The organism is Clostridium sp. UBA4395, from assembly GCF_002390995.1.
In the GTDB taxonomy this organism is placed as follows: domain Bacteria; phylum Bacillota; class Clostridia; order Clostridiales; family Clostridiaceae; genus Clostridium_J; species Clostridium_J sulfidigenes.
This window is the reverse complement of record NZ_DGRF01000050.1, coordinates 73,270-89,404: the sequence shown is the minus strand read 5'-3', so window position 1 is coordinate 89,404 and position 16,135 is coordinate 73,270. Positions and strand designations below refer to the sequence as shown.

Below are 16,135 nucleotides of genomic sequence, written 5' to 3'. Positions count from 1 at the left end.
TATATCAGGGAAGATAATTAATATACTTTACCGAAAAATTTATTATAAAATATTATAATTTGGGGGAATTAATATGGAAGTTAGTAGAGTTAATGTTGGAAGAACCATGGAAGGTGTAACTCCAGCAAGAGAAGTTCAACCTATATCACAAAATAATGCAACGACACAGGAAGCTATAGATAAAAATCAAAATTATAAATTAGAAGAGATTCATAAGGCAGTTGATAAACTTAATAAATTTATGGAAGACGAAGATATCCATGCAGAGTATGAGGTACATGATAAATTTAACCAAATAATGATAAAAATAATAGATAATAAAACAAAGGATGTATTACTTGAAGTACCACCAAAAAAAATTCTAGACATGGTTGCTAAAATGTGTGAAATGGTGGGGATACTTGTAGACAAAAAGGCCTAAACTGGAGGAGATAAAATGTATAATGCAGGTGCTAATGCATATAACGCGTACAAAAGTAATAGTGTTAATTATGCTTCTAAGGAGCAATTGTTATTAATGCTTTTAGATGGAGCTGTAAAATTTGCTAAAATGGCTAGACAAGCTATATTAGATAAAGATGTAAAAAGTAGTCATGAAAATCTTGTGAAAACTCAAGATATATTTACAGAGCTTATGATTACTTTAGATCAAAATGCCGGTGAATGGGCAGTGAATATGTATAAGATATATGAGTTTATAAAAGAAAGACTTTTCCAGGCAAACATTAAAAAGGATGTAAAAATTATAGATGAAGTTATGCCACTTATAGAAGAAGTAAGAAACACATGGCAAGAGGCATATGAAGTTTCAAAAGGAAAAAGATAAGGAGGATTAAGTATGAGAATAACAGGACTTGCTACAGGAATGGATATGGACCAATTAGTCAAGGAAACTATGCAACCCTATAGAATTAAAATTCAACAACAGAAGCAACAAAAGGATATAATGGAGATAAAACAACAACTTTACAGAGACTTAATTAAGGAATCAAAGGAACTTTATGATAAGTATTTTGATGTGGCAAAAACAGATAGTTTACTTTTAAGTAAGAATTGGTCAACAGTAAAATTTCAATCATCCAATGAAAATGTGTTAACTGTAACTGGTGGTAGTGATGTAAAGCCAGGAAATTATACAGTAACAGGAAATGCAGCCACAGCAGCTAAGGCAATAGTGACAGAGGGATTAGATTCAGGTAATAGTCTTGTGATAAATGGAAAAGAATTTACTTTAAAAGGTGATACAGCAAAAGCAAGGGCTGAAAATCTAAATAAAGAATTAAAAGCAGCAGGAATGAACGTATCTGTTAGGTATAGTGATTTTGCAGGAACAGAAGCTGGAAATCAAAGTGGATTTATCTTTGAATCTACAGTTTTAGGTAAGGATAGCACCTTTACTATAGGTGGGACAAGTTCATCAGTAGGAACTATAGTAGATGGGATAAATGCAACAGCTGCAACTGTAACTGGTTTTACAGTTCAAGATTTAAAAGATGCTAATGGTGAAATAAATATAAATGGTGAAATAGTAACTATTGATATTACACCTGAAAATGTTAATGATGATATAGAGAAATTATTACAGAGTAAATTGAAAGATAAAAAGTTAACTGCGGAAATTGATGACAGTGGCAATATTACTTTTAGTAGCACAGTATTAGGGAATAAAGTTGAAGATCCTGATATCAAAATAAGTGGTAATACTGGAACTTTTACTAGTGGAATAAATGCTACTTATACTACTAATACTTTAAATGCAGCTGATATAAAAGGGAAAACTATATCTATTAATGGAAATGTTATTGACTTATCTAAAGCAGTTGATGGACAAGAAGTAGAATATTTAAATAAGGTATTAAAAGAACAAAACATAAAAGTAACTGCTAAGTTAGATGAAGTTGATACAAGTAAGATTATATTTACTTCTACCAAAGCTGGAGCAGATGGTAAAGTTGATGTAGGTATATTAGATGGTACAACAATGTCATCACAAGGCGCAGACGCTGAAATAGTAGTAAAAGATGATAAAGGTGGAGTGTTTACCCATACTGGTATTTCTAATACGTTAACTTTAGATGGAATGACTTTTAAATTTACAGGAGAAATACCGGCAGAAGGGATAAGTGTAAATGGTAAAAATGATGCTGCTGGGGTAAAAGATAAGCTTGTTAATTTTATTAACGATTATAATAAACTTATGGAAAAGCTTAACACCTTAACTATAGAAAAAAGAAATAAAAACTATATGCCATTAACAGATGAGCAGAAGAAAGAAATGTCAGAGAATGAGATAAAAATTTGGAATGAAAAGGTTAAGCAAGGACAGTTATATAAAGATTCTGATGTATCAAGAATAGCAAACTCTATGAAGAGTGCTATGAGAGGTCTTGTAGATGGAGTAGATGGAAATTTAGAGAAGTTTGGTATTAAACCAGTTGCAGACTATCAAGGAACTAAAAATGGAACTTTTGTTATAGATGAAGATAAACTTACTAATGCTTTAGAAAATAATTTAGAAGATGTAATGAAATTATTTATTTCAATTCCACCATCAGATGATAGTTTATCTGCCCTAGAAAAGAATAAGTCAACGGGCGTTGCTCAAAGGTTAAAAGGCATACTATATAATGAAACTGTAAGTATATCATCAAGTTTAATTAAAAAAGTTGGTATAGAAGGTTCAGCTTCATCAGTTAATAGTGAGATAACAAAAGCTATAAAAAAATATGATAGAAAGATGGAAGATATGGAGAAGGATTTTGCTAAAAGAGAACAGCAGCTATATTCTAAATGGGCAACCATAGAATCTATGATGAATAAGCTTAATGCACAGCAAAGTTATCTTACATCTCAATTAGGAATGTAGTATATTATGGAATTAAAAGAATTGCTTTTAAGGTATAAAGAAATTACAGAGAGGTTTATTGAAGCTATAAAAAATGATGAAGAAGCCGATAAATTTCTAGAAGAGAGAACAGAAATAATAGAAGAAATGAACGGTATGAATATAAAAAAAGAAGAATTAAAGAAAGTAGTAGAAGAAATAAATTTATTAACTGTGGAAAAAGAAGCTTTTAATATTCTTAATGAAGAAAGAAGTAAAATAAAAGATGAAATTTTTCAATTAAAAAAAAGTAAAAGGGCTGCTTTTGCATATGAAAATAAATTTAATGGTATTAATTTTATAAATAAAGAGATATAAAATTAAAAAATAAAAATTGATAAAAAAATAAAAAAAGTGTAAAGTTCATCTTGAACCTACCGATAAATATATTAGAAGATAAAATTAGAATAAACTCATGAGAAACATATCTAGTTATATACTTCTATCAAAGAAGTTATAAATATATAAGGACAAGGATGTCCGTTAAAATCAAGGAGGAATTAATTATGATAATCAATCACAACATGAACGCGTTAAACGCACACAGAAACATGGGAATCAACACTACTTCAGCAGGTAAATCTATGGAGAAATTATCTTCAGGTTTAAGAATAAACAGAGCTGGAGATGACGCTGCAGGATTAGCAATTTCTGAAAAAATGAGAGGACAAATCAGAGGATTAGAGCAAGCTTCTAGAAACTCTCAAGATGGTATTTCTTTAATTCAAACAGCAGAAGGTGCTTTAAATGAAACTCACAACATTCTTCAAAGAATGAGAGAATTAGCAGTTCAAGCATCAAGTGATACAAATATCCAAGATGATAGAGCTCAAATTGGTAAAGAAATTACAGAATTACAAAATGAAATCAACAGAATAGCAAGCCAAACAGAGTTTAACAAGAAAAAACTTATCAATGGATCTTTATCAGGAACTAATAGTAATGCTTCAGTATTATTACAAGTTGGAGCTAACTCAAAACAAACTGTTACTTTAAAGATTGCAACTATGACAGTTTCTGCTTTAGGAGTAAGTGCTGGAAAAATAGTTATATCATCTGCTACTAGTGCAGCTAGTATTACAGCAATGATAGATACTATAAACACTGCAATAGATACTGTTTCTGGAGAAAGAGCAAAACTTGGAGCAATGCAAAACAGATTAGAGCATACAATTGCTAATGTTAATACTTCATCAGAAAACTTAACAGCTGCAGAATCAAGAGTTAGAGATGTTGATATGGCTAAAGAAATGATGAATTTCTCTAAAAACAACATTTTACAACAAGCTGCACAAGCTATGCTTGCTCAAGCTAACCAACAACCACAAGGAGTTCTTCAATTATTAAGATAATTTAGAACTGGGTTATTTTTAAAAGGTACCGATTTATCGGTGCCTTTTTTGTGTAGAGTATTTAAGTTTTTGTTTGAAACAACGATAATAGTGATATATAGAAAAGTGACATAAAAAAGGAGTGGTTTATATAGCTATTAATAGATTAACACAAAATAATATAGATAAAGCTATAGAATATGAAGTATATGAAGAAATAAGTAAAGATAATAAAAAAATACTAAGAATATTTACTGAGGGAAAAAGTATTTATTTAGGAAGTAAATATTCTGTTCAAAGGGACATAGATTCAATAAAGGATTTTATTTTAAGTAATGGTGATAAACATAGTATAATCATTGGATTAGGAACTGGAGAGTACATAGAAGAAATAGAGCCTTTAATTAAGGAAGATAATAAGCTGATTATAATCGAACCTAATATTGAGGTTTATAATAAATATATCTATGGAAAAGAAAATAAGTATGAAAACATAGCAATAATTTCTATGACAGATGAATTTTTAAAGTATTTAGAAATGTATATTGGAAGCATTGCTTTAAAATCCTTTGTAGTTCAAGAATACCCTAATTATAGGAATGCATATCCTGCAGAAGTTCATAATATTTATGAGCTTATTAGAAGCGTCACAAGAAGAAGAGTTATTAATAGAAACACCAATATATTTTTTTCTAAGATTTGGTTTGAATCTACCATTTCTGGTCTTAAATATTTAAGTAAAAGTAAAAATATAGTGAATATGAAAAATGCATATAGTGGTAAACCAGCAGTTATAGTATCAGCAGGACCATCACTATCCAAGAACATAAGTCAACTTAAACAGTTTGAAGATAAGGCTGTGATTTTTACTGGTGGAAGAACATGGAGAACTCTAATAGAAGAAGGAATAAAAGCGGATTTTCTATCTATAATAGATGCCCATGAATTATCTTATGAATTGGTTGATGAAGTTATTAATAAAGAAGAAGTAACATTAGTACATTCAGAGATTTTGCCTAATAAAGTTCTGAAATTACACAAAGGAAATAGAGTGTTCTATCCTTATGCACCTTGGATAAATGATATAGTGGAAAATCCTAATTATAATTTTACTCATTCATCTGTTGCACATACTTGTACAAAATTAGCTATGTATATGGGATGTAATCCTATAATATTTTTAGGTCAGGATTTAGCATATACAGATGATAAGGTTCATGCAGAAAATGCTGAATTTGTACAAGAAAAATATAAGGATAAAGAAGATATCACTAAGGTAGCTGATAACTTTAGTCCGTACGTGGAAGATATATATGGAAATAAGGTAAGAACAAGTATGACATTAAATTTTTTTAGAGAAGAATTTGAGGAAATTATTAAGGAGAACCCTCAAATAGAATTTACTAATTCCACAGAAGGCGGAGCAAATATTAAGGGAACACAGATTAAAAAATTTATGGATAATAAAGTTATGTTTGATAATGTAATAGATAAGAATCATATATCTGTTAATTATGAAAATATGATTGGATGTATAAGCGATGATAAAGTTATAGAAATAATTGATTGTGCTATAAATTATTTAAAAGAGTTAGAGATAAAATTAATAGAAGCTATAAAACATAATGAGAAGTATTATAATAATTTTACTAGTAAACATAAAATATTAAAGAGCTCATTAAAGATTTTAGAAGATACAGATAAATTTATAAGAGAAATACCTAAAGAAATTAGATTTATAGAATATTTATTTGCAGATACTATTAATATAGTTTTATATAATCCAGATTATAAAATTGGAAATGAAGATACAGAGTTAAGTAAGGCTAAGAAGATATATGAAAAAAGTAAAATACTATATTCAAATTTGTTAAATGAAGCTGAATATGCATTAAAATATATAAAAAATGAAAGAAAATCTATATGTAAAGGGGAAATTTACAGTGAATATTAAGGAATTTGCAGAAAATTTAGTAGAACTTATTAGTATAAATAATGAAGAAACAAGAAACAATGGAGGTAAAATAAATACTCAAGTGTTTGAAAGTATACTTGAATATATACAAATATTTATGACAGAAGCTATAAAAGTAAATAGTAATTGTATTAATATAGAAAAATTCAATGAAATTCTTAAAGAGATATTAGAAGCCCTAAAAAACAATGATTTAATCTTAATGAGTGATATGTTTGAATATGAGATTATACCAGAAATAAATAAAGTTATAGAACAATTAAGTTAATGAGGTGTATTAGATGAGTAAAAAGGTATTAATAACAGGAGCAGATGGATTTATTGGAAGTCACCTTACAGAAACACTTTTAGAAGAAGGTTATGATGTTAAGGCATTTACATATTATAATTCATTTAATTCATGGGGCTGGTTAGATACATTGTCTAAAGATAAGTTAAAGGAAATTGAAGTGTTTACAGGAGACATAAGAGATCCTAATGGAGTTAGAGAAGCTATGAAAGGAGTAGATGAAGTATTTCATCTTGCAGCCTTAATTGCAATTCCTTTTAGTTATCATTCACCAGATTCTTATGTTGATACTAATATAAAAGGAACTCTGAATGTGCTACAAGCTGCAAGAGACTTGGAGACTGAAAGGATACTTGTAACTTCTACGTCAGAAGTTTATGGAACAGCCCAGTACGTACCTATAGACGAATTGCACCCATATCAGGGTCAATCTCCTTATTCAGCAACCAAGATAGGTGCAGATAGGTTAGCTGAATCTTTTTATAGAAGCTTTAATATGCCGATTTCTATTGTTAGACCATTTAATACATACGGCCCAAGACAGTCAGCTAGAGCTGTTATTCCAACAATAATTACCCAATTATTATCTGGAGAAACTGAAATAAAATTAGGTTCTTTAATACCTACAAGAGACTTTAATTTTGTTAAGGATACAGCAAGAGGATTTATAGAAATTGCTAAATCAGATACAACCATAGGTGAAGAGATAAACATAGCTACTCAAGATGAAGTATCCATAGGAAGATTAGCAGAGGAAATGATAAGACAAATAAATCCAAATGCAAAAATCGTATGTGATGATCAAAGATTAAGACCTGATAAAAGTGAAGTAAATAGATTATTAGGTTCAAATGAAAAAATTAAGAAGTTAACAAATTGGTTGCCTAGTTATACTTTTGAAGAAGGAATTAGAGAAACTATAGAATGGTTTAGAAAACCAGAAAACTTAGCTAAGTATAAAGCTGACATATATAATATTTAATTAAAGGAGATGGGCTAAGTGAAGAAGTTTATTCCGCTTTCAGTACCTAATTTAAAAGGAAATGAATTAAAGTATGTAGTAGATGCAGTAGAAAAAGAATGGATATCTACTGGTGGGGCATATATAAATGAATTTGAGGATAGCATAGCTAAATATCTTAATGTTGAATCTGCCGTTGCTTGTCAAAGTGGAACTGCTGGTATTCATTTATCGTTAATTTTAAGTGGAGTAGATGCTGGAGATGAAGTCATAGTTCCTACATTGACATTTATTGCAGCAGTAAATCCTGTTAGATATATGGGAGCAGAACCTATATTTATGGATTGTGATGATTCATTAACAATGGATGCTAATAAACTAAAAATGTTTTGTGAAGAAGAGTGTGAATTTATTGGTGGGAAATTAATAAATAAGCTTAGTAGGAAGCATATAAAAGCCATAATTGTAGTTCATGTTTTTGGTAATAGTGTAAATATAGAGAGGATAATGGATATTGCACAAAAATATAACCTTAAAGTTATAGAGGATGCAACAGAAGCATTAGGAACTAAATTCATTTCAGGAAAATATATTGGAAAGTATGCGGGAACTATAGGTGATTTTGGGGTGTACTCGTTTAATGGAAATAAAATAATTACCACTGGCGGAGGTGGGATGATAGTATCTAATCATCCGGAACTTTTAGCAAAAGGAAAATACCTCTCCACGCAAGCTAAAGATGATGAACTTTACTATATACATGATGAAATAGGATATAATTATCGAATGACTAATTTACAAGCAGCACTAGGGGTTGCGCAATTAGAACAATTAGATAAATTTATAGAAATTAAGAAAAAAAATTATGAGTTATATAATAATGGATTGAAAAATACTAAAGGATTAACAATGCTTGATTTTAATAAAAATATACAACCCAATTATTGGTTTTATTCTTTATTAATAAATAATGATATATATCCATTAAAAGTAAAAGAAATTATTCCATATCTTAAAGAAAAGAATATACAAGTAAGACCAATATGGAATTTAATTCATACTCAAAAACCTTATAGAGAATCAAGAGCTTATAAAATAGATAGAGCTAATTATTATTTAGAAAATGTGATAAATATTCCATGTAGTAGCAATTTAACAGAAGAAGAAGTTAATTATGTTATTAGTGTTTTGAATAGTATTTAAAGCATTATTAAGTATGGGGAGATATAACTATGAATATTCAGGATATAATGATAAATGAAGAGATAAATATAAGACAAGCTGCTAAGGTTTTAGATAAAACTGCCAAGCAGGTTTTACTTATAACAGAAGATAATAAGTTAAAGGCTGTACTTACAGATGGTGATATAAGAAGATGGATTTTAAAGAGTGGGGATTTGTCGGCACCTGTAAAGGAAATTGCGAACTATTCGCCTAAATATATAACAGAAACAGAGAGAGATAAAGCTAAAAGACTTATGAAGAAATATTCAATTAGTTCTATACCTGTAGTTAGTATTGAAGGTGAAGTAAAATCAATAATATTTTGGAATGACTTGGATATGTCTAGTGTTGAGAAGAAGCCTTCATTAGATATACCAGTGGTAATTATGGCTGGAGGGTTAGGCACTAGATTATATCCTTACACTAAAATTTTACCTAAGCCTCTTATACCTATTGGTGATATACCTATAGTAGAAAGAATAATTAATAGATTTAAGGGATTTGGATGTAATGAATATTATTTAACAGTTAATTATAAAAAAAATATGATTAAAGCATATTTTGAAGAAGTAATTAAGAATTATAATATTTATTATATAGAAGAAGAAAAACCACTAGGTACTGGAGGAAGCCTTTATTATCTTAAAGATAAAATAAAGAGCACATTTTTTGTATCTAACTGTGATATATTAATAGATAGTGATTATGAAGCTATGTATGATTATCATAAAGAAAATAAAAATTTTATTACCATGGTATGTGCAGTTAAAAATATGGTAATACCTTATGGGGTAGTTAATTTAAATAAAGAAGGTAATATACAGAGTATGGTAGAAAAACCTGAGTATTCATTTTTAACTAATACAGGAATGTACATAATAGAGCCTGAGGCACTACAGTTAATAAAAAAGGATACATTTATTCACTTACCTGATATAGCAAAAGAATGTATGGACAAAGGAATGAAAGTTGGAGTTTATCCAATAACAGAGAGAGCTTGGATGGATATGGGACAACCAGATGAAATGCAAGAAATGATGAAAAGATTAGAGGAAGGTTAATGAAAAAGATTGTATTAGTAGGCGGAGGAGGTCACTGTAAAAGTGTCATTGACTCCATAAGAAGTAAAAATGAATTTGAAATAGTAGGTATTACAGATCCTGTTGACAAAGGTGAAATACTTAATGTTAAGATAATTGGAACGGATGATATATTACAAGAAATGCATAATCAAGGTATTGAATATGCATTTATTACAGTTGGAAGTATTGGAAATCCTAAGTTAAGAATTACTTTATATAATATGCTAAGTAAAATAGGATTTAAATTTCCAACTATAATAGATAAAACGGCTATTGTATCTGAAGAATGTAGTATAGGTGAAGGAACTTTTGTAGGAAAAGGTGCTATAGTTAATACAGAAGCTATAATAGGAAAACAAGCTATTATAAATACAGGAGCTATAGTTGAGCATGACTGCCTAGTTGGAGATTTTGTACATATTGCTCCAGGAGCAACTTTGAGCGGGGGAGTGACCATAGAAAAGTATTGTCATGTAGGAACAAATGCTACTATTATTGAGGGAATAAGTGTAGTCAAAAGTACTGTAATTGGAGCAGGATCCGTAGTAATTAATTCAATAGATAAAACATCTAAAGTATATGGAAATCCAGCAAGGGGGAAAGAATATGAATAAGGTATTTATTATTGCAGAAGCTGGTGTTAATCATAATGGAAGTGTTGAAGTAGCAAAAAAGTTAATAGATGAAGCAGTAATAGCAGGAGCTGATGCAGTTAAGTTTCAAACCTTTAAAGCGGAAAATTTAGTGACTAAGAATGCTAAACAAGCTAAATATCAAGTAAGAAATTTAAGCGAAGAGACTTCACAGTTTGAAATGCTGAAAAAGTTAGAATTGGATTACGTTGAATATAGAGAGTTGATGGAATATTGTAAAAAGAGACATATAATGTTTTTATCATCACCATTTGATATAGAAAGTATAGAGTTTTTAGATAACTTGGGAGTTGAAGTATTTAAAATTCCGTCTGGAGAAATAGAAAATGTCCCTTACCTTGAAAAGGTAGCTAGAACAGGTAAAAAGATTATCTTATCTACAGGAATGAGTGATTTATCAGACATAGAATTTGCTTTAAGCACTCTAAGAAATAATGGTAATAATGAAATTATTGTATTACATTGTAATACAGATTATCCTACTAATATGAATGATGTAAATTTGAAAGCAATGAAGACAATAAAAGAAGCATTTAAGGTTGATGTTGGATACTCTGATCATACAGAGGGAATAGAGGTTTCAATTGCAGCTGTAGCAATGGGAGCAAAGGTAATAGAGAAACATTTTACACTTGACAAAACTATGGAAGGACCTGATCATTTAGCTAGTTTAAATCCAGATGAGCTTAGGATGATGATTAAGTCTATTAGAAATATAGAAAAGGCTCTTGGAGATGGAATCAAGTATCCCACCACTGTAGAAAAAGAAAATAAGAAGATAGTAAGGAAAAGTATCGTTGCTAGTGTAGATATAAAATGCGGTGAAGTGTTCACAGAAAAAAATTTAACTGTTAAGAGACCTGCAAATGGAATAAACCCCAAGATGTGGCACACTATAATTGGTATGGTTTCTAAAAAAGATTATAGAAAGGATGATCTAATTCAATGGTAAAAAGAATATGTGTGATTACTGGAACAAGAGCTGAATATGGATTACTGAAGCCGTTAATAATGAAAATGATAGATGATAAAGAGATAGATTTAAAATTAGTTGTTACAGGAATGCACATGTCAACAGAATTTGGACTTACATATAAATTGATTGAAGAAGATGGCATAGTTATTGATGAAAAAATAGAAATATTACTAAGTTCAGATTCACATGTAGCTACTTCAAAAGCAATGGGATTAGCTATTATTAGCTTTAGTGAGTATATTAATAGAACTAAGCCTGACATGGTAATTGTACTTGGTGATAGATATGAAATATTGGCTGCAAGTATTTCATCTATGGTAGCTAATGTTCCTATAGCACATATACATGGAGGAGAGATAACCGAGGGAGCACAGGATGATGTATTTAGGCACTGCATAACTAAATTGAGTTATCTTCATTTTACAAGTACTGAAAGTTATAGAAAGAGGGTAATGCAGTTAGGGGAAGAGCCTAATAGAGTTTTCAATGTTGGAGCTATAGGAATAGAAAATATTAAAGAATTAAAATTATTATCCAAGGAAGAAATAGAAAAAAGTATAAATTTTGCTTTGAATAAAAAATTTGCCCTTGTTACATTTCATCCAGTTACACTAGAACAGGGATTAGCAGAGATACAGATTACAGAGTTGTTAGGTGCTTTAGAAGAATTTGATGATATGAAATTTATAATTACAAAAGCTAATTCTGATAATGAGGGGAGAAAAATAAATAGAAAGATAGATGAATTTATATCTAAAAACCCAGAGAAATATATTGGTTTTGTTTCTATGGGACAACTAAAATATTTAAGTGCTATGAAGTATTGTAGTATGGTAATAGGAAATTCATCTAGTGGAATTATAGAAGCTCCTTCCTTTAATATCCCTACTATAAATATTGGTGATAGACAAAAGGGAAGATTGCAAGCTAAAACAGTAATCAATTGTGACCCTATTAAAAGTGATATTATTAAAGCAATAAAAAGAGGACTAAGTAAAGAATTTAAAGATAAAATATCAAAGATTGAAAATCCATATGGAGATGGAGATACATCTAACAAAATACTATATGAAATAAAAAAAGCGTTAAGCAAAGAGATAGAGTTAAAAAAAACTTTTTACGATATAAATATGATGTGAAAGGTAAAGGTATAAATGTATAGTAATAAAAGAATCTTAGCAATAATACCTGCAAGAAGCGGTTCTAAGGGACTAAGACATAAAAATATTAAATTATTAAATGATAAGCCATTAATAGCATATACCATTGAAGCAGCTATTGAAAGTGATATATTTACCGATATAGTTGTTTCTACTGATTCAGAAGAGTATGCAAGTATATCTAAAAGATATGGAGCAAGTATACCATTTTTAAGACCAGATGAATTAGCTAGTGACATAGCTAGTAGTACAGATATGATTGTGTATACCATTCAAAGATTAAAGGAGTTAGGGAAAGTATATGATTATTTTATGTTGTTACAACCTACTTCACCGTTAAGAAAAGCTTCAGACATAAAAAAATCAGTAGATTTATTAATAGAAAATAAATTAGATTCTGTAGTAAGTGTTTGTGAAGCTGAACATTCTTTAAGTATATATAATACATTGAGTGATAGTTTATCTTTAGAAGGTTTTATAAATAAAAACAGTGCAACTCGAAGGCAAGATGACAAAAAGTATTATCGTATAAATGGTTCAATATATATATCTAATGTTGAAAAATATTTAAGCGAAAGGGATTTCTACGGAAAGAAAAGTAAAGCATACATTATGAGTAGAAAAAGCTCAATAGATATTGATACAGAGCTAGATTTTAGAATTGCGGAATATATTATGACTCAAGATCTTTAATTAAGCTAATTTTGCTGGGTTAAACGTAACTCAATATAATACTATGGAATCTTCATACTAGTATATCATTCATTAAGAGGTGATAATTTTGCATTATAAACTAAATACATTATATTTTAGTGCTACAGATACAACCAAAAAGGTAATATCTGGTATAGAAAAAGGACTTTCGGAAGCCATGAACCTAAAGGAAAGCATAAATAATATTGAATTTACTTTACCAAAGATAAGGGAGAAATCTGTATCTTTTTCAAAGGATGATATTGTTATTGTGGGAGTTCCAGTTTATGCAGGGCGAGTACCTAATGTGCTTTTAAAGTATTTAAATTCTATTAAAGGTAATGGTGCATTGGCTATTGCAGTAGTGGTTTATGGAAATAGAAATTATGATGATGCTTTAATAGAGTTAAGTGATATATTAGAACTAGATGGCTTTAGGGTTATTGCAGGGGCTGGATTTATAGGACAGCATTCTTTTTCTAAAACCTTGGCTAAGAATAGACCTGATGAAAAGGATATGGATATAGTTAGGGATTTTGCTGATAAAATATATAGTAAAATTGTTGCTGAAGAAGGTGGACAGGGTCTATTTATTAATGGAGAAAAGCCCTATAAAAATTATTATATGCCTAGGGATGAAAAGGGAGAGCCTATTGATATAAGAAAGGTGAAGCCCAAAACTAAGGATAGTTGTATAGATTGTAAACTTTGTGCTAGTGTTTGTCCCATGGGCTCTGTTGAGCTTGAAGATGTGACTAAAGTTAATGGAATTTGCATTAAATGTTGTGCATGTATTAAAAAATGTCCTGTACAAGCAAAGTATTTTGATGATATTGGATATTTAAAGCATAAAGAAGAATTAGAAATAAATTTTATACATAGAAAAGAACCAGAATTATTTTTGTAAACAGATAATTGAAAAAAGCATTAATGGCTAATAATAGCTGTTAATGCTTTTTATATGTGATAAAGTTTTTAAAAAAACATAAAGTTATTATATTAAATATCGATAATATTATTAATTTTAATTATATATTGCTAAAATTTTGTGACAGAGGGGATTAAACTTATGAAAAGCTTAAAATGGAAAATAACTACTATTATTCTTACTATTATTATAATTATTTCGTTGTCTATGATGTTTATGGGTCTTTTTAAGTCATTTAAGGTTACTAAAAATATTATAAACAAACAATCAGAAGATGCAATAGGTTCAGGTTATAATATGCTTGAGATTTATCTTGAGGAACAGTTTGGTACATTAAGTCTTAATGATGATGGGAAACTTATAGACTCTAATGGTAAGCCAATTGATGGTGACTATGAGTTTATTGACGAATTAGCGGAAGGTATGGATATACTTGCTACTGTCTTTGCTAAGTCTGGTGAGGATTATGTGAGAGTTTTGACCACAATTAGAGATGATAAAGGGGAACGAATTATTGGAACAAAATTGGATGCTAGTGGTAAAACCTATGAAGAGATTTCAAAGGGGAATGAATACTTTGGAGAAGCTGATATTTTAGGTGAAAAGTATATGACAAAATATGCACCTATTTTTGGTGATAATAATGAAGTCATTGGTATTTATTATGTTGGTAAATCTGTAGAATCTATTTTGGATATATATAATGAAGGGGTATTATCTACCATAAAATCGGTAGTTATAGTAATTGTTATTGGACTACTTATATCTGTTGCTATAAGCTATAGCTTAGGGGCATCAATTACAAAACCTATAGTTGCTTTAACTAATACTATAAAAAAACAGTCAAATTTAGATTTTAAGTTTAATGAAAAAGATGAAACATTAAAATATATGAAAAAGAAAAATGAAATAGGAATTATGGCAAATTCTCTGAAGGTTATGGAGGACAATGTAAGAGACTTTGTTATAAAAACTTCAGAAGGTGCAGAAAAGGTAGTGGCAACTTCCCAGGAACTAACAGCAACAGCAGAACAATCAGCCATAGCTTCTGAAGAGATATCAAGAACTATAGAAAATATAGCTAGTGGAGCAAGTAGCCAAGCTCAAGATACAGGAGAAGCAGCTTTAAGTGTAGAAGAAATGGGTAGTTTATTAGAAGAGAATAAAGAATATACAGAGGAATTAAATAACGCAGCAAAGGATATAGAAAAGGAAAAAGAAGAAGGTTTTATTATATTAAAAGATTTAGTATTAAAAACGGGAGAAAGTAATAATGCTTCTAAACAGGTGTATGAGATTATATTAAGTAATAACGAAAGTGCAGAAAAGATAGAAAAGGCAAGTACAATGATTCAGTCTATATCGGAACAAACAAATCTACTTGCTTTGAATGCAGCTATTGAAGCAGCAAGAGCAGGAGAGCATGGAAGAGGTTTTGCCGTAGTAGCAGAAGAGATAAGAAAACTTGCTGAAGAATCTAATAATTTTACAGGAGAAATCAAAACTGTAATAGAAGAGTTAAAATTAAAATCTGAAAATGCAGTAAATAGAATGAAAGAAGTAAAAGGGATAATTGATTCCCAATCTGAAAGTGTAGAAAAAACTGAAGAAAAATTTCATAGAATATCAAATTCTATAGAAATAACTAATAATGTTATAGATAAGCTTAATGAATCATCAGAAAAAATGAATGAAAATAAAGAAAAGCTTGTAGACTTAATGCAAAATCTATCTGCTATAGCAGAAGAAAATGCAGCAGGAACTGAGGAATCTTCAGCAGCTATAGAAGAACAATCAGCAAGTATCGAAGAAATAGCCAATGGTAGTGAAGGATTGGTAAATATTATAGATGAACTACAAGGTATTATCAATAAATTTACAGTATAAATATTCCACGGGGTCAGACCCCATGGAATTTTTTTCAATATAGCTCATATTTATTAACTAAAGTATATACACTATACTTCGATAATAAGAAT

At 29.5% G+C, this 16,135-nt stretch carries 16 protein-coding genes; all 16 read left to right on the top strand.

Annotated features, from left to right (window positions below; translation table 11 throughout):
• Positions 1-73: 73 nt before the first annotated feature.
• The gene (locus B2694_RS08720; protein ID WP_346885393.1) at positions 74-421 is read left to right on the top strand and encodes a flagellar protein FlaG; all 348 of its coding nucleotides are present in this window, start codon (positions 74-76) and stop codon (positions 419-421) included.
• Positions 422-436: 15 nt separating this feature from the next.
• On the top strand, positions 437-826 hold the full coding sequence (fliS, locus tag B2694_RS08715; RefSeq protein ID WP_346869900.1) for a flagellar export chaperone FliS: 390 nt from the start codon (positions 437-439) through the stop codon (positions 824-826).
• A gap of 12 nt (positions 827-838) precedes the next feature.
• Entirely contained in the window at positions 839-2,866 is a 2,028-nt protein-coding gene (gene fliD, locus B2694_RS08710; protein ID WP_346885392.1) for a flagellar filament capping protein FliD, read from the top strand.
• Between the two features lie 6 nt (positions 2,867-2,872).
• Positions 2,873-3,202 (top strand): hypothetical protein, encoded by a 330-nt coding sequence (locus tag B2694_RS08705; protein WP_346885391.1) that lies wholly within the window; start codon positions 2,873-2,875, stop codon positions 3,200-3,202.
• Between the two features lie 188 nt (positions 3,203-3,390).
• Positions 3,391-4,236 carry a flagellin gene (locus B2694_RS08700; protein ID WP_346885390.1) on the top strand — a complete coding sequence of 282 codons (846 nt, stop codon included), beginning with the start codon at positions 3,391-3,393 and terminating at the stop codon, positions 4,234-4,236.
• Between the two features lie 121 nt (positions 4,237-4,357).
• Positions 4,358-6,169, top strand: coding sequence for a motility associated factor glycosyltransferase family protein (locus B2694_RS08695; RefSeq protein ID WP_346885389.1), 1,812 nt, complete (start codon positions 4,358-4,360; stop codon positions 6,167-6,169).
• The gene (locus B2694_RS08690) at positions 6,159-6,458 is read left to right on the top strand and encodes a hypothetical protein (RefSeq protein ID WP_346877359.1); all 300 of its coding nucleotides are present in this window, start codon (positions 6,159-6,161) and stop codon (positions 6,456-6,458) included. Before B2694_RS08695 ends, B2694_RS08690 begins: the two co-directional genes overlap by 11 nt.
• A 13-nt stretch (positions 6,459-6,471) precedes the next feature.
• Positions 6,472-7,461 carry an NAD-dependent 4,6-dehydratase LegB gene (locus B2694_RS08685; protein WP_346885388.1) on the top strand — a complete coding sequence of 330 codons (990 nt, stop codon included), beginning with the start codon at positions 6,472-6,474 and terminating at the stop codon, positions 7,459-7,461.
• A gap of 18 nt (positions 7,462-7,479) precedes the next feature.
• A complete protein-coding gene (locus B2694_RS08680; RefSeq protein WP_346885387.1) occupies positions 7,480-8,643 on the top strand; it encodes a LegC family aminotransferase in 1,164 nt (387 codons plus the stop codon).
• A gap of 29 nt (positions 8,644-8,672) precedes the next feature.
• On the top strand, positions 8,673-9,725 hold the full coding sequence (locus tag B2694_RS08675) for a nucleotidyltransferase family protein (RefSeq protein ID WP_346885386.1): 1,053 nt from the start codon (positions 8,673-8,675) through the stop codon (positions 9,723-9,725).
• Positions 9,725-10,360 carry an acetyltransferase gene (locus tag B2694_RS08670; protein WP_346885385.1) on the top strand — a complete coding sequence of 212 codons (636 nt, stop codon included), beginning with the start codon at positions 9,725-9,727 and terminating at the stop codon, positions 10,358-10,360. Before B2694_RS08675 ends, B2694_RS08670 begins: the two co-directional genes overlap by 1 nt.
• Positions 10,353-11,351 carry an N-acetylneuraminate synthase gene (gene neuB / locus B2694_RS08665; protein WP_346885384.1) on the top strand — a complete coding sequence of 333 codons (999 nt, stop codon included), beginning with the start codon at positions 10,353-10,355 and terminating at the stop codon, positions 11,349-11,351. Before B2694_RS08670 ends, neuB begins: the two co-directional genes overlap by 8 nt.
• Positions 11,345-12,514 carry a UDP-N-acetylglucosamine 2-epimerase gene (gene neuC, locus B2694_RS08660; RefSeq protein ID WP_346885383.1) on the top strand — a complete coding sequence of 390 codons (1,170 nt, stop codon included), beginning with the start codon at positions 11,345-11,347 and terminating at the stop codon, positions 12,512-12,514. The genes neuB and neuC overlap by 7 nt, the downstream gene beginning before the upstream one ends.
• Before the next feature lie 15 nt (positions 12,515-12,529).
• A complete protein-coding gene (locus tag B2694_RS08655) occupies positions 12,530-13,228 on the top strand; it encodes an acylneuraminate cytidylyltransferase family protein (RefSeq protein WP_346885382.1) in 699 nt (232 codons plus the stop codon).
• Between the two features lie 88 nt (positions 13,229-13,316).
• Positions 13,317-14,135: an EFR1 family ferrodoxin gene (locus tag B2694_RS08650; RefSeq protein WP_414632726.1), complete on the top strand. Its 819-nt coding sequence runs from the start codon at positions 13,317-13,319 to the stop codon at positions 14,133-14,135.
• 162 nt (positions 14,136-14,297) lie between these two features.
• The gene (locus tag B2694_RS08645) at positions 14,298-16,043 is read left to right on the top strand and encodes a methyl-accepting chemotaxis protein (protein WP_346885381.1); all 1,746 of its coding nucleotides are present in this window, start codon (positions 14,298-14,300) and stop codon (positions 16,041-16,043) included.
• The last annotated feature ends 92 nt before the right edge of the window (positions 16,044-16,135 follow it).